Source organism: Streptomyces sp. NPDC030991 (assembly GCF_055571235.1).
Window position 1 is genome coordinate 608,203 of record NZ_JBVIFR010000001.1, and the last position, 20,913, is coordinate 629,115.

Here is a 20,913-nt window from a genome sequence, read left to right on the forward strand (position 1 = left end):
CGGTCCTGCGGTCCGGGTCACCCCAAGCCTCGTCGCGGATCGCCGCTGGTGGCAGAGGCCCCGGCGCCCTGCCCGGGGGCAATCGCCCTGCCCGCGCGGGCGCCCGCCCAGGTCCTGGCGTGCAGGCTCACGCGCCGGTGACCTGCGCGAGGTAGGGCCCGAACTCGCTCTCCAGGACCAGGCGGCCGAGCTTGCGGTACTCCTGGGCGACCGCCACCACCACCTGTCCCATCGTCAGCGGGGCGGCGGACTCGGCCGACAGGTACGCGGCGGTCACCGCGCACGACCGGATCGAGCCGCCGGCCAGCTCGAACCGGTCCGCGCAGAACGCGAGATCCAGGTCGTCGGCGCGCGGCAGCCGGTCGCCCAGGCACCGTTCCCACAGGGCCAGGCGCTGGGTCCCGTCGGGCACGGGGAAGTCCGCGACGACGTCGAGGCGCCGGGTGAACGCCTCGTCCAGGTTGGCCCGCAGGTTGGTGGTGAGCACGGCGATGCCGTCGAAGGACTCCATGCGCTGGAGGAGATACGCCGACTCGATGTTGGCGTGCTTGTCGCGGGAGTCCTTCACCTCGGAACGCTTGCCGAAGATCGCGTCGGCCTCGTCGAACAGCAGCACCGCGTTGACCGCCGACGCCTCCGTGAAGATCCGCTCCAGGTTCTTCTCGGTCTCCCCTATGTACTTGTCGACGACCGTCGACAGGTCCACCACGTACAGGTCCATGCCCAGGTCGGCGGCGACCACCTCGGCGGACATCGTCTTGCCGGTGCCCGACTCCCCGGCGAACAGGGCGATCACCCCGCGCCCGCGGCCACCGCCGGGCCGCATGCCCCACTCGCCGAGGACGCGGTCGCGATGGCGGGCGCGCACGGCGAGTTCGCGCAGCTCCCGGTGGGTACGGGGCGGCAGCACGAGATCGTCCCAGCCGACCGCAGGCTCCACCCGGCGAGCCAGCCGGGCGAGGCCCGCGCTGTTCTGCGCCCGCACGGCGGCCCGCAGGTCCTCCGACGACACCGGGCGGCCGGCCAGCGCCGCCGTGCGGGCGGCGGCGTCGGCGGCGCGCCGCAACTGCCCGGCGTCGAGGCGGTGCGCGGCCACCGACCGGGCGAGCGCGGCGACGTCCGTCTCCGGCGCGTCCTCGTCGGCGGCGACGTCCAGCGCGTACCGCCAGCGTGCGGCCTGCTGCTCGGGGGTGGGGCCGGTCACGGTCAGGGTCACCGGTGTCCTGGCCGCCCACTCGGGGTCCCAGCCGTGGCTGCCGTACGTGAAGAGCGGGAGGCCGGTCAGCGCCGTGCACAACGTACGCAGGGCGTGGGCCCGTTCGGAGGGTTTGTCGGGCAGCGCCTCCACGGGGCCGACGACGACCCCGGCGCCGGACAGACGGGCTTCTCGGGCGGCGGCGCGGGCCAGTTCGGGCAGGTCGGCGGGGCGCCGGGCGAGGGCCGCGGCGTCCAGGACCAGGGGGCGGCGGCCGGCGGTGCGCAGGGCGGCACCGGCCAGGCCCTCGGGGGCACCGCCACGGGACCGCAGGTGCACATGGCCGGTGCCGCTGCCGGCCGCCGCGGCCGCCTGCCGGACCTGGGCGGCGTCCACGGTCGGGTCCACGGTGTCCGTACCGAGCACCGGGGTCAGGCAGGCGGCGGGCGCCGGGTCACCGAGCAGATGCGCGGTGACCCGGTCGGGCACCACCAGCACCCGGGACAGCGGCGGGCGTTCGGGTTCGGTGACCTCCAGCAGGCCGCCCGCCAGGAGCGGCGCGCCGGGAGCCAGCCGGAACCGGCCGCCGGACAGCCCGGTGTGGCCGCACAGTTCGAGCGCGAGGCCCACGGTCGGGCGGCGGCGCGTCAGATCGTCGTTGAGATAGCCGTAGAGCCGCTCGAACCGCGCGTCCAGGTCCGGCGCCACCGCGATCAGCAGCAGGTCCAGGTCGAGCGGCGCCAGCGTGAAGTCCCGTACGAGCCGGTCGAGCACGGAGCCGGGCGGCGGCGTGTCGGACGGCGGCGCGGGCAGCCCGGGGCCGGGCGGCTCGTCGAGGATCCGGGCGACCGCCTCGGGGGTGAGGTACTGGCCGCGGTAGGGGTCGTCCGGGTCGGGGTCGCCGGCGCGCCGCAGCGCCACGGCCTGCCGCACCCGCTGCTCCACCAGCCGCAGCCGCCGCCACAGGAAGGGCGCCTCCTCGGTGTCGGCCGGGGCGGTGGGTTCGACGGTGTACGTCACGGCTGGCGGTCTCCTCGTCGTCGGCGCGCCGGCTGCGGGCGGCGCTCCCGCGCTCCGCCGAAGCCCTCCCGGCCCGGGTCGCTCACCTCGGTGTAGCGCAACCGTCGCGCCGGATCGGGCGCCTCCGGCGCGGTGTGCGGCACGGAACGTACGACGACGCCCTCGGTGACGGGGGGCGCCGCGACCTGGCGGATCCCGGCGAGCGGCGCCCGCACCCGGATCCCGAGCGACGGCTTCAGCTCACCGCCGAGCGCCGACCACACGTCGGAGGCGGCCGGCGCGTCGAGCCCGGTGCCGCCCGCGTCCAGGCCGACGATCAGGCCGAGTTCGGCGAGCGAACCCGTGAGGAGGTCGGGGCCGAGGGTGTCGGTGGAGATCAGGCAGGTCAGGACCTCGGAGAGCAGCCGGTGTTCGTCCTGCGGCCGGCTCGCCCACGCCGTGAGCAGATACGTGAGCTCGAACCAGCGGGCCGGCGCGCGCCGCGCGACGACGAGGCCGTCCTCGTCGTACAGCTCCCCGCTGCTGCTGGCGCGCCGCGTGTTGTCCTCGCGGATGTCGTAGAGGAACACGCAGACCGTGGGGGCGCTGCGCCGGGCCGCCCAGTCGCGGGTCGGCGCGTCGAAGACGACCTCGACGCCGGACGCCGCGAGCCCGGACCCGTCGAGGAGCCTGCGCAACCCCTCGTCGACCTCGTGGATCATCGGCGGGTCACCTCGTCCGGTGGCTGCACACTGCCGTTGACGACGAGGAAGTCCGTCTTCACCGGGGAGAATCCGGGGCCGCGCGCGGTGATGGTCCGCGGCCCTGTCTGGTCCTTGCTGAGGATGAGCAGCTGGGCGATGAACGTGCCGTTCGGTACCGGCACCGTCGGCGCCGCGGCGGCGGTGATCCCCGGCTTCCAGCGCAGCCGCACCGGCACACCCGGCGGGAAGTCCTTGCCGCGTACCGATGTCACGAAGCCGGGCTTGCCGATCGGCGGCACCGCGACGATCTTCGGCTGGAGGATCCGCAGCCGCTGCCGGGCGGAGTTGTCACCGAGGTCGGCGTCCGTACCGCTGGTGGTGAGCGCTCCCGTGACCTGCGTGGTGACGGCCTTCTTCGGGGTGAGTACCACGGTGAGGACGCTCTGGGCGCCCCGCGCGAGGTCGGGCAGCGCGCAGACCCAGGCGGCGTCGCAGCCCGGGGGCCGCCCATTGTTCGGGATGCCGGCGGGCAGCCCCAGGCGCAGGCGGAGCCCGGTGGCCAGGGCATTGCGGCCGTTGCGGACGGTGTACGTGACGACGACACGGCCGCCCACGTAACCGGGTTCGGGTCGCGCCGTGACACTCACGCCGGGGCCGGCCTTCGGGGCGGGCGGCTGCGCGGGGGGTGCGGGGGCGGGCGGGACGGGCGCTGTGGTCGGCGGTTTCGGTGTGGGCGGGGGAACGGGCGGGGTGGTGGGCGGCGTCGGACTCGGCGACGGGTCCGGCGGCGCGGGCGCCTCGCGCACCGGCACCACGGTCCGGTCGCTGTTGTCGGTGGGGTTCGGGTCGAGGACGGCGCCGGTGACCGACCAGTCGACGGGCTGGTCGCCCGCGGTGACGCCGGTGACGGTGACGGTGACCGGGACGGTGCTGCCGGGCGGCACCACCCCCAGGTCGCAGGTGAGGGCCGCGGCGTCGCAGGTGGCGCCGGGCGCGGTCAGTCCGGTGACGGTGACGCCCGTGGGCGGGGCGACGGTCAGCTCGGTTCCGGGCGACGCGGCGGGCCCGTGGTTGACCACGTCGACCCGGATCGTGCCGGTGCGGCCGACGACGACCGACCCGGAGGTGTCGGGTGCCTGCACCGCGAGGTCCACGGACTGCTGGACGCTCGGCTCCTTCTGGCGTCCGGGCAGGTCCGTGGTGAGCGGGGTGAGCGCGCCCGACGCGACGTCCACCTGGTGCAGGTGCTCGGGGCTGTTGGCGGCCAGTGCGGCGCGGGAGGTGAAGACCAGGCTGCTGCCGTCGGCGGTCCACGCGGCGTCGCGGGGCTGGAACGGGCCGGTCAGCGAGGTGTCCGGCAGTTCCCGGCCGCACGCCCCGGCCTGGCCGCGCGCGGCGGCGGGCAGCAGGACCCGGCAGTCGTCACCGGTGAGCGAGGTGAGCAGGATGCCGTTGTGCTGGTCGACCCGGCCGGCGCCGTTCTTGCGGTTGAAGGCGATGGTCCGTCCGTCGGGTGAGAAGGCCGGGCTGTCGTCGATGACCTGGCAGTCGCCGGGGCAGTCGGTGGCGCTCAGGTCGCGCTGCTGGTCGAGGTGGTCCACCGGCACGGTCCAGATGTGTTTGTTGCCGCCGCTCCCGCCGATCACCTCGTTGCGGGTGAAGGCCAGGGTGGTGCCGTCGGAGGACCAGGTGGGCTGGGCGTCGCCGCCGGTGGCCTCCCCGGCGGGCGGGGTGATCTCGCCCTGGATCGCACCGGTGGCGGCGTTCGCGACCAGGACCCGGCTCGGTCCGGCCGCTTCGCCGGTGCCGCCGGGCGAAGTCCGGGTGAAGGCGAGGGACTTGCCGTCGGGCGAGAACGTCGGGTCGGTGTCCCAGTCCTTCTCCCCGCGCTCCGCGAGCGGCATCTCCTTCTTGTTGGTACCGTCCGCGTCGACCAGCCAGATCCGCTCGATCCGCCCCGCTTCGGTGTCCTCGAAGCGGGTCACCACGATGCGGCGGCCGTCGGGGGTGTAGTTCTGCCGCTCGGTCCACGGGTCGTGTCCGGCCGCCGGCTGGAAGAGCGGGTCCTTGGCCGGATCGGTGTTGGTGTCGGCGGCCGGATCCTCCCCGAGGATCGTCAGACCGAGGTCACGCGGGTCGGAGCCGTCCGACCTGATGTCCTGGAGGGTGACCACGTGCGGGCCGTCCGCGGACGTGCGGTCCACGACGGCGGTGCCGCCTTCCGTCGGTCCGAGCCAGGTGGCCGTGCCGATCTCCCGGTCCTCGCTGAGCACCAGTGTCGGCGTCGCGTCGGAGTGCGCCGGTACCCGGAAGACGTGGTCCCAGTCGCCCTCGCACTCGCAGGTGACGTCCGGGCTGAGGAACAGCACCCCGTCCCCGTCGGGCAACCACGCTGCCCCGTGGGTCCGCCAGCCGGCCTGTGCGCCGGAGAGCAGCGGACCGCCTCCGGCGCCGCTGCCCGAGGTCCAGCGCAGCCGCGGCCCGTCGGGTCCTGTGGCCGTGTAGGCGATGACGTCGCGGTTCTCGTCGTCGTCCACCGGGTTCCACGCGGGCTCGCTCGCCGTGCCCTGCGCCGGGTCGGTGACGCGCCGCGCCGTGCCGCCCGCCAAGGGCCGCACGTAGATCTGCTCCCCCGCCGCGGCGTCGGCGTCACTGGTGTACGCGAGTTGCTTCCCGTCCGGTGAGAGCGTGGGGTGCTCCTCGTTCGCGGGCGTGTTCGTCAGCCGGGTCGGTTCGGAACCGTCGGTGGGTACCAGCCACAGATCGCGCTGGGTCCCGCCACCGGTGGGCTCCGCCGAGTCGAGGACGACGGCCTGCCCGTCCGGTGTCAGCCGCGGATGCGCCGCGTCCCGGCCGCTGGTCAGCTTGCGCACCGATCCGTCGGCGGCGCGCAGATAGACCTGCGGGTTCTTCTCGTCCCGGCGGCCGGCGAAGACCAGCCGGTCGCCCAACGCGGAGGGCTGGACGTCGAGGTGGGCCGGTCCCTCCCCGAAGAGCGGGGCGGAGGACGTGGTGGTCTTGACCCGGCCCAGACTGCGGTGCCGGGTCCCCGCGTACGCGATCCGGGTGTCGGCCGGGGCCGCAGCCACCGCCCGGGTCCGCACGTCACCGGGCCCGGCGGCCGCGGTCACCGCGAACAGGGGTACCAGCAACAGCAGCGCCATGCCGATACGCCCCGGGCGGTACCGCCGACCGTCGGGTCCATCCGTGCCTGTCACGGGCCACCTCACCGTCCGAACACCGCCGTCGCACACATACCCGTCATCGTGCGTCCCGCGGGCCCGGGTGCGGCAGGTCCCGCGGGACGCACCGAGGGGAAGCGGACGGTGGGCGTTCGGGCAGCGACGGGGCGACGCGGGCCCCGGCCGGGCCGTCAGAGCCTGTCTTCGAACCCCCGTCTGCTCAGATCAGGCCGTTGCGCAGCGCGTAGCCGACGGCGTGGGCCCTGTTGCGCAGTTGCAGCCGGGTGATGACCTCGTGCAGCACGTTCTTGACGGTGCGTTCGGAGTACGCGGTCTTGCGTGCGATCTCCGCGGTGTCCAGGCCCTCCGACACCAGGCGCAGCATCTCCGCCTCGCGCGAGGTGAGCGTCGACAGGGAGGCGGCGCGCGGGTCGAGCGTGGAGCGCTGGAGGCTGCCCACGTGGCTGAGCAGCTTCGCCAGCAGGTCACCGGGGAGCACGCCCTCACCGTTGGCTATGGCCAGCACCAGGCGCAGCAGCCGGTCCTGGTCGGCCTCGGCCCGTCGCAGTACCGCGGCGACCCCGGAGTCGATGGCCCGTTGCAGCGCGTCCCCCGACTCGAAGGTGCCGACCACGAGGCCCGTGCGGGTCTCGGAGTTGTGCCGCAGACGGTTCAGCAGGGTGCTCGTCTCGTCGTCCACCGTGTCGACGGTCACCAGCGACACCTGGGCGCTCTCCGCGCCGGCGTCGTCGACCAGCTCGATCTCGGGGCGCTGGCGCAACTGCTGCACGACACCGACGTACAGGACGGGGTCGGGGGCGTAGACGGCCACGGTCACCCGCTCGGTCCGGACGTCGGCCGCCGTCCAGCGGGCGGTGCGCGCGTGGGGCGCGGGGGCAGGGGCGGTTGCCTGAGGGCAGGGCATGGTCAGTACCTGTTTCGTGAAGCGTTCGAGGTGGGGCGGATCGCGCCGTGCGGGGAGCGTCGTGTGGTGGACCGCCCGGGTGGTCCCGGCGATCCGGCGCTGTCGGCGGGTGCCGGCAGAAGTCATCGGAAGGTGAGTCGGCGGGCGCTGCGCAGGGCATCGCGGCTGCCCGGCGCCTTGCCCTCAGGTCTCTCGAAGGGGCCGTGGTGGCGGCGTACGGTCGCCGGGTGACGTCTCCTGCAGCCTCCCCCAGTTCCGGTGCGCCCGGCCTCGACATCCCCGAGGTGTCTGTCACGCCCGGCGACACCGCATCCACCAGCCTGACCGTCCGCAACGACAGTGACATCGTCGAGGCGTACACCCTGGAAGTCGTCGGCGAGTGCGCGGCCTGGGCGACCGTGGAACCGGAGCGCGTCTCCCTGTACCCGGGGACCTCCGAGACGGTGACGATCCGTCTGGCGCCGCCGCGCTCCCCGGAGGTACGGGCCGGGGAGAAGCCGCTCGCGGTGCGCGTGCTGCCCACGGAGCACCCCGAGACGGTCCGGGTCCCCGAGACCACGGTGCGCGTCGAGGAGTTCCGGCAGCTGCGCACCGAGATCGCGCCGCGCCGCCGCCGCGGCTGGCTGCGCGGCCGCTACCGCCTCGCCCTGCGCAACGAGGGCAACTGCCCGGTCCAGGTGGGCTTCACGCCCGCCCAGCCGGGTGAGGAGCTGGGGTTCGCGTTCCGGCCGACGGTGCAGAAGCTGGAGCCGGGCGAGTCCGTGGAGGCCGGGCTCCGGGTGCGTATCGCGAAGCCCGTGTGGTTCGGCGCTCCCGTCGTCTGGCCGTTCACGATCGCCGTCGCGGAGACCGGGGACGCCGCCGCGCGGCGCGAGACCGAGGTGGTACCGGAGGTCCGGGCGCCGCTGGACGCGGAGTTCGTGCAGATCCCGGTCTTCCCGAAGTGGCTGCTCGTGGTGCTCGCCGCGCTGATCGCGCTGCTGCTCGCCTGGTTCACCCTGGTGCGGCCCGCGGTGCGCAGCACGGCCAAGGAGGCCGCCAACGAGGTCGTCCAGCCACGGCCGACGCCGGGCGGCGCCGACGGCCAGGGCGCCGGTGGCGCCGACAAGCAGCCCGGTGGCAGCGGCTCGGACACGCAGCCGGGCACGGGCGGCAGCGGACCTGGCGCCGGAACCGGGACGGGCAACGGCACCGGAACGGGCACGGGGACCGGAACCGGGACGGGCGGTGCGGGCGGCCAGAGCTCGGCCACCATCGACCTGCAGACGGGCAGCGGGGCCGACAAGACCGGCACCTACACCGTACCCAAGGGCAAGGTCTTCGACATCACCGACATCGTCGTGGCCAACTTCCAGGGCGACGAAGGGGTGTTGACCATCAACTTCGGCGAACGGAAGATCACGACGATCGCGCTCGAGACCTTCCGCAATCAGGACTACCACTGGGTCACCCCCATCAGGATCACCGAGAACGACACGGTGACGGCCCAGGTGGCCTGCGCGAAACCGGGCACGCCGGCGACGGGCCGCCGTGCGCAGGGTTGCCACGAGGTACTCAACGTGAGCGGCGTGCTCGGCAGCACCAGGTGAACCAGGCGTCACCTCAATGTTCGACGAGAGGGGGCGCTGTGCAAAGGGAAGCGGTCCCGGGGCGTCCGGAAAACAGACCCCCGACCCTCGGGTCCCGTTGTCCCCTTTCTCGTACTTTGTTCTAGTGTTGTCGTCCACATACCCGGGTGTGATGCGATGACGGCCCATGTACCGGCTCGTCAAGATTGGCTGGATCGGGGCGTTACCCCTGGAGCAGAATGGTCAGGACGAGCCGGTTGCCGGACTCACTGCCCGGCGTGAACCGGCCCTCCCAGCCCCACTGTTCATGGAAACTTTGCATGTTCTGCTGGGGCCCGTACATCTGGAAGTACCACTGCGGATCGCCGCTGCTCAGCGTCTTGTCCTCCTCGTGCCGGGCGTAGTTCTCCAAGGTGATGTGGTCCTCGCCGCTCTTGGCGACCACGCCGCCGAAGTGGAAGTCCAGCCCGCCCGAGGAGGCGTCCGGCCGCAGCGCCTTGATCATGAAGACGTCGCCGATGCCGGCCGGCGGCGTGAACTGGTTGACCCGCAACTGTTCGTAGGCCGCCGCGAGTTGCGGAGCCAGCGCCGGATCGTCGCGATAACTCATGACCTCCTGGATCAAACCGGCCAGGGTGTCGGACAGATACTGACGGGCCTCCGGCGAGGTGTCCGTCGCCGCCCGGTCCCAGGCGCCCTCCAGATCAGCCTTGTACCGGGCGGTCGTCCGCGTGGCCGACAGACTCCCCAGCACTTCGGCGAGCACGTTGAAGTAGCGCTGCTCCCCCGTGATCTCGGGGCTGTGTTTGCCGCTGACCGCGGTGGCGATCTCGTTGCAGCGCTGCGGCAGCCGGACGTCAAGACCGCTCTGGCGGGTGGCGGGGCGCTGGGTCGTCGCCGGGCGGTTCAGCACCGGCACCACCTGCCACAACGTCAGCTCCTTCTCATGGGTGATGATCTTCAGGATCTTGGCGGTCTTCGTCAGCGTCATGAAGTTGTCGCCCTGCGCCAGGCTCACCCGTCCCCGCAACCGGTCGTTCGCCTGCTTGATGCGTTTCTCCGTGGCGAAGAACGTCTTGGCCTGACGGTCCCCGTCCGTGTCCTCGACGGCCAGGTCCAGATTGCCCGCGAGGCGCAGGGGCGCCTGCCCCCGGTACTCGACGTTGAGATTGCCGTCGGCGTCCACGTAACTGTCCGTCCGCTGGGTCTGCCCGTGGGAGTCCGTGACGTCCCTCGGGCGCGAGACCTGGCCGGGGAAGAACTCCTCCGCGGCCGCGCCCGGCCGGCCGTGCTCGTCGACGCTTCCCAGCACGGGGTACTGCGCGCTTCCCGGCTGTACCACCGCGTACCGCTGGAGGGTCGCGGCGGCGTCGCCCGCGTGCCCCCGGTGACCGTCCGCCACCGGTCCTTCCGCCACGGGTCCGGCCGCGGACGCCCGCGGTGCCGGCCCCCGCAGCGCGCGCCGTGCGGTGTGCTCCGCCGCCTGCTCGAACCGGTCGGAGGGGTCGCTGACGCTCAGCCCCGACCCGTTGTCGGTCCCGGCGACCGGGCCCCTGCGCTGCTGGATCACGTGCGCCAACTCGTGCGCCAGGACATGGCGGTCGCCGCCGCCCCGGCCGAGGACGATGTCACTGCCCGAGGTGTACGCGCGCGCCCCCAGCTCCGCGGCGGACCGCTGGGCGACCGTGCCGGTGTGCAGCCGTACGTCGGAGAAGTCCGCGCCGAGCCGGGCCTCCATGTCGGAGCGCACCGGCGCGGCCAGGGGCCGGCCGCCGGACCGCAGCGCGTCCGGCACGGACGACCGCTGCACCGGCTCCCGACCCGGCCGCAGCATCCTGGCCACCGCGCTGTTCCCCGCCGAACGCTGCAACGCGCTCACCGTTCCCGCACCCGGCGCCGGCCGCCCGCCCTCGCGCACCTCGTCGGCATCGCGGGCCTGCGGTGCCCGGGCCGGAGCGTTGCGGGGCTGGTTCTCGTCTTTCCTCAGGCGCATGCGGCGGCCTCCAGATCGCTGTCCACCGGTCGTCCCCGCCAGATATACGCCCGCGCCGGGCCCCGGGGCAGGGCCGCGAGGGCAGAGCCGGGGGCAAGGACGCCTGCCGCGGGTCGAATGCGGGACGGGTCCAAGGGCGTGGCGGGGCTCCGGCGGTGCGCGGGGCGCGGTCAGCCCGTCCGGCGTCTGCCGGACCGACCGGCGAGCGCCTCTTCCAGCCGCCGCGCGAACGCGGGGTCGGCACGGCGCCAGGAACTGATGCGTCCCGGGTGGATACCGGTGCGCTGCGCCGCCCCCGCCAGCGTCGACCCCATCCGGATCCGGTCCAGGACGGCCTGCTGCGCCCGGGCCGCCCCTTCCTCGACGGCCCGTGCGACGGCAGCCTTGAACGCGGGGTTGCCCCGCATCCAGGACGTCATCGTCGAGCCCGGTACGCCCAGCCGGTCCCGGGCCTCGGGCACCTCCACGTCGCCGGTGCGCAGCAACGCCAGGAACTGCACCTGGAGGGAGGCCCGCTCCTCGGGTCTGCGGGTCCGCGTGGCCGGCTGCGTGAGGGCATCGGTGACGCGCATGCCCGAGGCGATGCGCTGGACCAGCGCCTGCGCGGTGACCTCGAAGCGGGGGTCATCGGCCCAGCGGGCCGCGCTCTTGGTCTCGCCGAACGCGCTGATCTCGGCCTGTATCCTGCGCCGGCGCGACCGCCCGACTTCGGTGAGCGTGACCTCCAGTTCGGTGAACGCCGCCGCGGTACGCCACTGGCGGAGCCGCTCGGGCGGCGCGGTCGGCGGCTCTCCGTGGAAGAGGGCGAGCAGATGGGCGGCGGCGCCGTCGAGCGCCTCGTAATCCGGATCATCGGCAGTCATGACCGGGCCACGGTAGCCACAGGGCGGGCCCGGCGGCCGGCGGCCCGACGGCATCCGGCCGGAGCCCGTCGGGGCCGCCGCCCGTATCCGGCGGACAGCACGGATCAGGGCGACGTCGACATGCGGTCGTCCTGATCCTGGAACTCGTCCCCGCTGCTCTGCGAGTCGAAGGTCAGGCTCAGGAACGGCTGCCCCGGCGACTGCGACTCCTGCGAGGCCTCGCCCATCTCCGCGTCGGAACCGCTGCTGGAACTGGAGTCGCTGTCCATGGAGGGCTGGGGAGCGTCGCCCATCTCGTAGACGGCCTTGTCGCCGGTGCCGGTCTGGGTGACCAGTTTGAGGGTGACGTACCGCTCGATCAGCTTCTTGCGCTTGTCCGCCGGGATCGTGGTGCGGGTCATCCCCGCCGCGTGCGTGGCCGCGGTGCTGTCGCCGGGCTTGGCACCCTGGGTGACCTTGTCGTGATAGTCCATCTGGGAGAGCATGTCGGCCCGGTCCTTGGCCAGCGCCTTCAGCGCGAAATCGTGCATCTCGCTCTCCGTCAGCTTCTTGCCCGACGTGTATCCCAGGTCGCCCATCGTCTCGCTGTACCAGTCGAACAGGTCGCTCGGGTCGAAGCCGGACCGGATCAGGTCGTTCGTGTCGGGCTCGTTCTCCCACTCCGCGTACGTGCCGCTCGGGGTGCCGGTGTGGAAGATGTCGATCCTCGTCGGCACCATCACCGCACGGCTGTTGCCGGAGACCGTCGCGTACTGCACGTGGAACTCCACCCGGCCCGAGTTGAGGTTCGCCAGCGCGACCTCGATGCTGCGCCACATACCGGTGCCCTGGTTCAGCGACCACTGCGGGACGATGTTCTTCGGGATGTCACCGCCGCCGACCTCGAGACCCATGACGTGCCCGCGGTCGTAACCGGCGCCGCCGAACAGGACCCGCCACACGTCCGCGTCGCTCGGCACCTTCCACTTGTTGACCGACGCCTGGGCCTTGTACGCCTGCTGGAGCGTCTTCACCGCGATGGGGTTGGGGGCCGCGGCCCGGCCCTTGGTGCCCGTCTTCTGGACGTCACCGGTCACCTTCTTCGGCCGCTGCACCTTGAGACCCTGGGCGACCCCCGCGCCCTCCTTCTTCGGGTCGAAGTGCGACACGGTCGCGGTCTCCAACTCGGGTGGGTCCATGGCGCGTTGGACCGCGTCCACGTCCCCGGCGTCCGGGGCCCGCTGCACCTGGCCGCCGGCCCCGCCACCCGCGTCCGGCGCGCGGCCCGCCATGACCTTGTGCGCGTTGGCCTCCGCCGCCCGCTCGAAACGGTCCCCGGGGTCGGACAGTGCGAAGCCGTGCCCGGAGTCGGTGCCGGACACCGGGCCGCTGCGCTGCTGCACGACGTGCGTCAACTCGTGGGCCAGCGTGTGTTTGTCGCGGCCCGCGCGCCCGATCACGACATGGCTGCCGGCCGTGTAGGCGCGGGCACCGATCTCGGCCGCGGACCGTTCGGCGGCCGGGCCGGTGTGCAGCCGCACGTCCCCGAAGCCGGTGCCGAACCGGGACTCCATCTCGCCGCGCACCGACTCCTGCAACGGCCGGCCCGCACCGCGCAGGACGCCGTGCACCGACGACCGCTGCACGGCCGCCGCCGCGGCCGCGTTGCCCGCCGAACGCTGGAGCGCCGCCACCTCGCCCGGCCGCGGCGCCCGCCCGGGCGCGGCCCGCACGACACCGGGCGCCTCCGCCGGCGTCACCCGCGCGGCGGGCCCGCGCCCCTGGTCGGACTCCCGTACGTCGTGCCGGTCCCGGCGTTCGTGTGTCGGCATGCGCACCTCCGTCGTGTGCCTCCACGATCAACGGACCCGGCGCCCACGTCCAGAGCGTTTCAGGCACCGTAGGGGCACAGTGAGGGGCAGCGCCGCTGCACCGGACCACCCCCCTGAACGGGCCGGCCGGGCGGGGTGGCTGTGTCCGTGGGCGTCACCAGCCCGGATAGCGGTCCGACCAGTGCGGGTCCCACCCCTGGACGTGGTCGCTGCCACTGGGCGAGTCGTCGAATTCCCACACCAGGTCGCGGGCCAGGGTGTCCAGGACCCACGCCAGTTCGTGCCGCCCCACCAGGTCGACCGGCAGGGCCTCGATGCCGTGGACCGCGCCGAGGAGCGCGCCGGTGACGTAGCCGACCGACGCGCCGTCGGGGGCGCTCGCCGCGAACTCCAGCGCGGCCCGGAAGTCGGCGCGGCCGGGGAACGCGGCCGCCGTGTAGAGGCCGCCCAGCAAGGCCGAGGGCGCGGTGGCGTCCGGTGCGAGCCGGGCCAGGCGTCCCGTGTCCGCCGGCTCCTCGACCGCATGCCGCAACGCCGCCGTCAGACGGCTGTATTCGTCGTCGCCGAGGGGCCGGCCCATGGACGGCAGTGCGGTGACGCCCGCCCGCAGCGCCTCCAGGACGAAGTCACGGGACCGAGCGGACAGGTTGTACGAGGTGGTGCCTGCCGGAAGAGGGTGGGTCAGACAGTGGTGCGCCAGCACGGTCGCGTGGACGGTGGCGGCCTGCGCGGCCCGGTCGCCGTGGGTGAGGGCCGCCACGTCGCCGGCCTGATCGACCCCTCCGGCTCCGGCCACCGCGACGGGAAGGCTCCGGGTCAGCGCGTGACAGCCCCGGCTCGCCGTGGCGATCCGCTCAGCGCCCTTCTCGATCCGGGACAGGGCCGCCACGGTCGCCGGTGCGCTGCCACGCCGCTCGGCCAGCGCGGGCACGTCCACGAGCCAGCCGTCCGGCCACACCGAGGTACCGCACTCGTTCCAACGGCGCTGCATCCTCTCCCGCTCGATGCCCTGCAAGTGGGCCCACCTGCAGTAGGCGTGCAGGGTCACGCTCGGCGCGTGGCAGATCCCCCTGTGGTGCAGGCGCACCTGGGCCCGGATGATGCCTTCGGCGGTGAAGCAGGCCAGTTGCGTACTGACTCCGGCCCGCAGGGGACCTTCGGTCGGCAACCCGCCGCGGGCCCCTCCCACCGTGTCCCCGAGCGCCAGGCCGAGCATCATCCCCCGCACGCGGGACTGCCGGGCGAAAAGCTCCCTCTGATGGTCTTTCTCATGTGGCAAGTGACATGGTCCTTCCCTCTGCCCGGTCGTGGCCGGCTCTCGTAGGAGGCGCAAGATACCTGCAGGTCAGTCCTCGATGAGCGGCCGGGCCGGTGAGAGGAACGGGTCGAGTCGCGTCGTCAGCTCGCCGCGCGCCAGCACCCGCACCCGGAAGGCGCCCGGCCCCGGCGGCGTGGGAAGGTCGTCCGAGCGCTCGTACAGCAGGCCCCACGCACCGGGGAAGCGCTCCGCGATGAAGGTGACCAGGGCGTCGAGCTCCTCGACCTCGTCGCGCCTGCGGTTGACCAGGCCGTCCGCGCGCACGAACCACTCCCCGTTGTGGGCACGCAGAGCCGCCTCTCCCGTGGACCAGTCGATCGCCTCGACCCTCGCACGCAACGCGGCCAGGCCCTCGTCCAGAGTTCCGGTGTCGGCCTCCTCCGGCGACTCCGCGATGCCGAACCAGCCGTGAAACTCGTACATGGTCCTCTTCCGATGTGTTCCGGTGCGTCACAAAGGGCTGACATCGATGACGGGTTCGATGCCATAGCGTCTGCCGTAGTCCCTGATCTTGTTGAGCACCTCTGGGGTCGGGGCGCCCTCGAAATGGAAATACGGGGTGCGACCGGACTCTATCGCCCGCTCGAACGTGGCTTTGGCCTGGTTGCGGAAGGCGCTGCCCATCTGCATCCCCTCGGGCTTCGTCTGGGCCACGTAGTCGTCGCTGATCGCGTCGAACTCGCGGCCCGACGGGTCGTTCTCGAACTTCATCCGGGAATCCCCGCCCAGCTTCTCGGCGAGCCTGTCGGCGGCCGGGTCCGGTTTGGGGACCTTCTGCAATTCGCCGAGACCGCCGTTGTTCTCGTAGGGGGCGAGGCCCAGGGGGTCGCTGGTCGTGCACGGGTTGTGCACGTACCCGGCCGGGTCGGGCGCCGGAGCGAGTCCCAGCGGATCCGGTGTGGTGTACCGGGCCGTCAGGGGATCGTAGTAGCGGTGGTGGTTGTAGTGGAGGCCGCTCTCCGGGTCGTAGTACTGGCCGGGGAACCTCAGCGGGGTGTACGCCGCGGCGTCCGTGTTCCATGTCGTGACGCCCCACAGCGTGGAACGCGACTGCCAGGCGGTCCGGCCCTGCTCGTCGACGAGTTCGGTCGGCGTGCCGATGAGATCGGTGGTGATGGCGAAGAACCGGGCGTCGATCTGCGCCTGGGTGGCATCGTCGGTCAGCCGCTCCGTCTGGGCGATCGGGGTGAGACCGTCGTAGTCCCAGGTGAGCGTGGTGCGATGGGGCAGTCGGCGGTTGGCCGCCGTGCTCTGCTCGGCGAGCACCGGGCCGTCCCACACGAACTCGGTGCGGTCCAGCACGCTGCCGTCGGCGCCGAGTTGCTCCTTGGCAGTACGACGGCCGAGCGGATCGTAGCGGTAGCGCCACACCGTGCCGTCGGGCGTGCGCACCCGCTCCAAGCGGTCCTCGGCGTCGTAGGCGTACGTCCACGTGTCGGGTCTGCGCGACAGCCGCTTGCGGGTGCGGCGGACCAGCCGGCCACCCCCGTCGTACGCGTACCGGTGGGCGCCGGCCGTGACGACGCGGGTGCCCTGGTACGCGCGTGGCCCCACGGCGTCGGCTCCCGCGTGCCGCTCCGGCCAGGCCGCCTCGGCCGGTGCGCTGCCGGCGCCCTGATACGCGTACGACTCCTGCCAGCGTGCTGCCGTGACGCCGGTGACCCGCCCCGCGGCGTCGAGGGTGTACCGGCGGGGGCCGCGCAGGCTGTCCTGCTCGGCCGTCGGCCGGCCGTCGGGCGTGTAGGTGTAGCCGCGACGGTGCACGGCACGGCCCGCGTGCGCGAGGTCCCGGCCCACGATCCGGCCCGCCGCATCCCGCTGGGTCGTCAGCGTGAGGGTCTCGCCGAAGCTCCGGGTCAGCTCGTCGCCGGCCGGGTCGTGGGTGAACGCGATCTCGCGTCCCGCCACGCCGAGCCGCTCGGTGCGCCCGGCCTCGTCGAAGGCGTAGGTCGTGACCTGCCCGCTCGGTGTCACCCGGCGGGTGCGGCGACCCACCGCGTCGTAGGCGAAGGTGAGCGGGCGGCCGTCGAGGAGTTCCGTCTTGACCCGGCCGCACCGGTCGTACTGGTACGTGAGTTCCCCGCCGGGGCCGGCCGCGTGCACGAGGCGTCCCGCCGGGTCGTACTCGTACGTGGTGACCGCGTCCCTCCCGGCCCCCGGGTCCTTGCGCACCACTTTGCCCATCGCGTCGCGCGTGTAGCGGACGGTCGTGCCGAGCGGGGTGTGCCGGGCGGCGACGTGGCCCAGCGGGTCGTTGTCGTAGCGGGTGGTGCGGCCGTCGAAGTCGGTCTCGCTCGAGAGCCGCCCGGCCGCGTCGTAGGAGTAGGTCCACTTCAGGCCCTGCGGGCCGGTGACGGCGACGAGCCGTAGTTCGGTGTCGTGCGTGAACGTGTGGCGCGAGCCGTCCGGGTCGGTGCGGGCCGCGATCAGGTCGAAGTGGGTGTACTCGAAGCGGGTGGTGCGGCCGGCCGGGTCGGTGTGCGTCAGGCAGTTGCCCTCGCCGTCGTACGTCCATGACTCGGTGGCGCCGTCCGGGCCGGTGCGGCGCGCCAGGCGGCCCTCGGGCGTCCAGTCGAAGGCCGTCGTGCCCCCGCGCGGATCGGTGAGTTCGACGATCCGGCCGAAGGCGTCGCGGCGCCGGCGGCCGACGCCGCCCGCCGGGTCGACGCGCTCGACGAGCAGTCCCGCCGCGTCGTGGCGCAGCCTGGTCACCGCGCCCAGCGGATCGGTCACCGACGTGAGATGACCGCGCTCGTCGTGCGTGTAACGGGTGGTGCGGCCCGCCGGGTCCGTGACACCGCACCTCAGGCCGCGGTCGTCGAACTCCTGTTGCCAGCGCGCGCCGCCGGGCAGCACCAACTCGGCGAGCTGCCCTCGTGGGCCGTAGACGGCGGACCGCGTGCTGCCGTCCGGCCGGGTGACCGAGACGAGCCGGCCCTCCGTGTCGTACGAGAAGAGCGTCTGCCCGCCCAGCGCGTCGGTCCGTGAGAGCAGCCGGCCCCGGCGGTCGCGGGAGGTGCGCACGGTCGCACCCGTCGGATCCGTCTCGGCGACGACCTGCAGGCGTTCGTTGACCCGGTAGCGCCATGTGTGGCCCAGGGAGTCGGTGACGGTCGTGGTGGTCAGACCGGTGCCGGAGTCCGGGGCCGAGTAGTGGAAGTCGGAGCGCAGATGGCCTTCGACACCGGTCTGGGTGACACAGCGGTCCCTGTCGTCATAGCCGAACGTGAAGCGGGAGCCGTTGGTATCGGTCCACGAGGTGACACGCCCGTCGTCGTCGTACGTGAAGTGCGTCGTGCGGCCCGACGAGTCGGTCAGGGAGGTGAGGTGGCCGTCCGTGTAGCCGTACCGCACCAGCGGCCCAGCACCCGAACCGGCCAGGTCCAGCGCGGTGACCCGGCCGTCGTCGACCGTGAAGTCCAGGCGGTAGCCGCCGGGGTGGACCAGGGAGACGGGCGCCCCGTCGGTGTCGTACTCGGCGATGAGCGTGCGCCCGGCGCTGTCACCGACCGATGCGAGCAGGGCGGTGCCGTCACCACCGGGCTCGGCGCTCTCGGGAGCGGAGAAGGTGTACGTGAGACCGGACTCGGGGTCGTCGAGGGTGTAGCTGCCGTCCGGGTGGCGTGCGAGGGGGCGGCCAGGACCGGCCTCGGGCAGCACCGGGGAGCCGGGCGCGGGGTGCGGGTAGGTCAGCAGCAGGTTGTCCTCGCCGTGGAAGACGACGCCGATCGCATCGACCTCGAGACGCTGGTCGATCGTCGAGGACCAGGTGGGCCCGAACCAGCGGCCCGCCCGGTAGGAGGACTCGAAGTCGCGCCGGAAGCTCAGCGGCAGAGAGCCGGGCAGGTCCACGTCCACCTGGGGCAGGAACATCCGCCCGGTGGCGAAGTCGACGGGTTCACGCCCGGAGCACTTGCAGTTCGGTGGCCGAGCCGGGTCCCGTACGTCGTCGGCGCGGCGTCCCGGCGTCCCCGCGTCATCGGCCAGTCCTTCGGCACGCCGGGCCGCGTTCGCGGCGTCGGCCGCCTCCTCGGCGAGCCGGGCTCCCTTCACGCCGGCGCCGGCGCCGCCGGTGGCGATGGTCAGCGCGATGTCGGGAACGAGGGTGCCAAGACCTTCGCCCGGGTCCTTCATGAAGTTGTCCAGCATCTGCTTGCCCGTGCCCCAGGGGTCGTTGGCGGCGGTGACGAGTCCCGCTACCGTGCTGTTGAGGCGGGTCAGGTATGCGGCAGGATGCGTGATGTTGTACGGGTCGGTCGGGTTGAGCCCGCGCGCGAAGTTGACGATGCCCGCGGTGCCCTTGACGATGCCGGCGCCGAAGTGGGTCTTCATCAGCTCGAGTTCATCGAGCCCGTCCGTGACCTGCTGAGCGTAGGAGGGCTTGGGCGGGGCGGCGTCGCGGGCGCGGGTCACGGCGCTGCGCGCTGTCTCGGCCGCCGCGTTGCGCTGCCTGCGCGCCTCGGCGAGGGTCTCCTGCGCCTCCTGCATCAGGTGTTTGCCGGGGTCCTTGAACTCGCCCGGCTTCGGCGGCAGTTGGGAAGGGTCTCGCTGATCCGCGGGCTTGGCGTTGTACTGGTCCACGGCTTTGTTGTAGGTGTCGACCTTGCTCTTGTGCGCGTCAGCGGCCTTCTCGGACGCCTCGGTCCCGGCTTTCCATTTGTCGATCGCGGTCTGTGCCTGGTTCTGCGCCCAGGCGACCGTGTCGGCGAACGCGTCCAGGGCCTTCGCCGCGTCCTCGAAGGCGTCGGCGCCCTTGTACCACTTGGGTGGCTCGATCTTCACGGTCTTGCGGAAGGCGTCCGCCGCCTGCCCTTTGAGACTGTCGGAGTCGAGCCCTTCAAGGCCGAGACCGACGTTGTTGAACGCCTTGTGGAAGTCGCTCAGATGTCCTGCCGTGGACCGCAGTTTGCCCGGGCTGCCATAGATGAGCTTGGTCTTGTCCTCGGTCTGCCCGAGGTCCATCTCGTCGACTTCCGCGCCCATGCGGTTGGCCACCGAACGCGATTTCTCGCGGACCCAGTCGGCGCCCGATTCCCAGCCGACGTCGTCGAGCCGGTCGGCCGTCCAGTCACCCGCGTCCTCCACGCGGTCGCCGGCCCACTCGACGCCGTCCTCGACCGCGTCCTCGACCGAGTCCGGCGTGATGTCCTTGATGAAGTCGCCGATGCCCACGACTAGTTCCCCCCGTCACCGTCGCCCTGCTGCGCCTGCCGTGCGCGCTCCTCGGGCGAGGGCCCGAAGGTGTCGTCCACGGCCTGGTCGAACTTCTGCTGGTCGACGCCGAACACGTCGTTGAGCACGTCGGACTGCATGCCGCCGTTGCCCTCGGTCACAAGCGACCGGCCGGTGTCCTTCCACGTCTGCGCCGCCTCGTCGCCCGCGTTCTCGAAGGATCTGCCGCTGTAGTCGGGATCGAGCCAGTCGGGTGTGGCCACGTCCCCCCAGCTCTGCTTGGCGAGCTCCTCCTCCGTCGCGTCCGGGTTGCCGCCCGCGATCGCGTTGAGGCCGTACTTGAACGTGGTCTCGACGTACCTGTCCTCTTCCCACACCAGTCCGGCGGCGAGACCCAGCTTCGCCGCGATCGTGTTGGCGTCCTGGACCAACGCGCGCACGCCCCACTCCCAGCGCTCGCAGTAGTCCTCGAAATCGACGGACAGACCGTGATGGCCGGCCTCCATCCCGGTCATCGCCAGCTGCGAGAACCCCTTGCCCATGACGGAGCCGGTGGCGTCACCCACCTCGCCCAGCTCACCGATGGCCTCACTCAGCCCGATGGTGATGCGCCGCACGCTGTCCGGATCGACGTGCAGGTCCGCCGCGTCGCCGCCCATCAGCTCGCCTCTGCCGCGGTGTCGGGCTCGCGGTCCACGGCGACGGATTCCGGCACGATCCCGAGAACGGGCGGGAAGAGCATGGCGCCGTCGTCGTCGGCCACGTCGACAGCGATCCCGGCAGGCTCCGCCATGGCGGGCACCACCTCATCGAGCAGCCGTGCTCCGAGCAACTCCGCGTACTCCCAGGTCCGTTGACCGCCTCCGCGCGTACGCGCGAACCGGGCGAGCGCCTCCTCGCAGGTGAACGCGTAGATCCACCGGACTCCGCCCAGGTGCCCCGTCCACATCCCTTTGCCGTCGAGCGGGACCAGGAGCGCCGCACGCCGCAACTCCCCGACCATTTTCCGAGGATCGCCCACCCCGCCCCGGCACTCGGCGATGCGCTCGGCGAGTGCCATCCCTGCACTGTTGCTCACCACGACCTCCGTATGCACGTTCGTCAGCGGGCCACCATCCAGCACCGTAGGGCAACACGCCACGACCACGCAGTTGGTTGCACTATCGCCGCACCGCGGCATGGG

Annotated in this window: 13 protein-coding genes; 1 reads left to right on the top strand and 12 read right to left on the bottom strand. The window is 72.8% G+C overall.

What is annotated here, in order from left to right; all coding sequences use genetic code 11:
* Positions 1 to 127: 127 nt before the first annotated feature.
* The 4 genes from ACZ45E_RS02895 to ACZ45E_RS02910 all read right to left on the bottom strand — a co-directional run bounded on the left by ACZ45E_RS02895 (position 128) and on the right by ACZ45E_RS02910 (position 7,005).
* Positions 128 to 2,215: an ATP-binding protein gene (locus tag ACZ45E_RS02895; protein ID WP_468215643.1), complete on the bottom strand. Its 2,088-nt coding sequence runs from the start codon at positions 2,213 to 2,215 to the stop codon at positions 128 to 130.
* Complete coding sequence (locus ACZ45E_RS02900) at positions 2,212 to 2,916, bottom strand: Pvc16 family protein (RefSeq protein ID WP_468215647.1); 705 nt, start codon at positions 2,914 to 2,916, stop codon at positions 2,212 to 2,214. The genes ACZ45E_RS02895 and ACZ45E_RS02900 overlap by 4 nt, the downstream gene beginning before the upstream one ends.
* Complete coding sequence (locus tag ACZ45E_RS02905) at positions 2,913 to 6,062, bottom strand: hypothetical protein (RefSeq protein ID WP_468216043.1); 3,150 nt, start codon at positions 6,060 to 6,062, stop codon at positions 2,913 to 2,915. Before ACZ45E_RS02905 ends, ACZ45E_RS02900 begins: the two co-directional genes overlap by 4 nt.
* Positions 6,063 to 6,300: 238 nt before the next feature.
* A complete protein-coding gene (locus ACZ45E_RS02910) occupies positions 6,301 to 7,005 on the bottom strand; it encodes a helix-turn-helix transcriptional regulator (RefSeq protein WP_468216045.1) in 705 nt (234 codons plus the stop codon).
* A gap of 227 nt (positions 7,006 to 7,232) precedes the next feature.
* Between ACZ45E_RS02910 and ACZ45E_RS02915 the strand changes: the two genes are divergently transcribed.
* Positions 7,233 to 8,594 carry a COG1470 family protein gene (locus tag ACZ45E_RS02915; protein WP_468215649.1) on the top strand — a complete coding sequence of 454 codons (1,362 nt, stop codon included), beginning with the start codon at positions 7,233 to 7,235 and terminating at the stop codon, positions 8,592 to 8,594.
* A 202-nt stretch (positions 8,595 to 8,796) separates the two neighbouring features.
* Here the strand turns inward: ACZ45E_RS02915 and ACZ45E_RS02920 are convergent, their stop codons facing one another.
* The 8 genes from ACZ45E_RS02920 to ACZ45E_RS02955 form a co-directional block, all read right to left on the bottom strand.
* On the bottom strand, positions 8,797 to 10,566 hold the full coding sequence (locus tag ACZ45E_RS02920; RefSeq protein WP_468215652.1) for an eCIS core domain-containing protein: 1,770 nt from the start codon (positions 10,564 to 10,566) through the stop codon (positions 8,797 to 8,799).
* Between the two features lie 170 nt (positions 10,567 to 10,736).
* Entirely contained in the window at positions 10,737 to 11,429 is a 693-nt protein-coding gene (locus tag ACZ45E_RS02925) for a hypothetical protein (protein ID WP_468215654.1), read from the bottom strand.
* Between the two features lie 104 nt (positions 11,430 to 11,533).
* Positions 11,534 to 13,240, bottom strand: a complete 1,707-nt coding sequence (locus ACZ45E_RS02930) for an eCIS core domain-containing protein (RefSeq protein ID WP_468215656.1) — start codon at positions 13,238 to 13,240, stop codon at positions 11,534 to 11,536.
* Between the two features lie 154 nt (positions 13,241 to 13,394).
* The gene (locus tag ACZ45E_RS02935) at positions 13,395 to 14,519 is read right to left on the bottom strand and encodes an ADP-ribosylglycohydrolase family protein (protein ID WP_468215658.1); all 1,125 of its coding nucleotides are present in this window, start codon (positions 14,517 to 14,519) and stop codon (positions 13,395 to 13,397) included.
* Positions 14,520 to 14,585: 66 nt separating this feature from the next.
* Positions 14,586 to 14,981 (bottom strand): Imm7 family immunity protein, encoded by a 396-nt coding sequence (locus ACZ45E_RS02940; RefSeq protein WP_468215659.1) that lies wholly within the window; start codon positions 14,979 to 14,981, stop codon positions 14,586 to 14,588.
* A gap of 27 nt (positions 14,982 to 15,008) precedes the next feature.
* Positions 15,009 to 19,730 (bottom strand): putative T7SS-secreted protein, encoded by a 4,722-nt coding sequence (locus ACZ45E_RS02945; protein WP_468215661.1) that lies wholly within the window; start codon positions 19,728 to 19,730, stop codon positions 15,009 to 15,011.
* A 2-nt stretch (positions 19,731 to 19,732) separates the two neighbouring features.
* Positions 19,733 to 20,389, bottom strand: coding sequence for a hypothetical protein (locus tag ACZ45E_RS02950; RefSeq protein ID WP_468215663.1), 657 nt, complete (start codon positions 20,387 to 20,389; stop codon positions 19,733 to 19,735).
* Positions 20,389 to 20,790 carry a hypothetical protein gene (locus ACZ45E_RS02955; protein WP_468216048.1) on the bottom strand — a complete coding sequence of 134 codons (402 nt, stop codon included), beginning with the start codon at positions 20,788 to 20,790 and terminating at the stop codon, positions 20,389 to 20,391. Before ACZ45E_RS02955 ends, ACZ45E_RS02950 begins: the two co-directional genes overlap by 1 nt.
* Positions 20,791 to 20,913 lie beyond the last annotated feature (123 nt).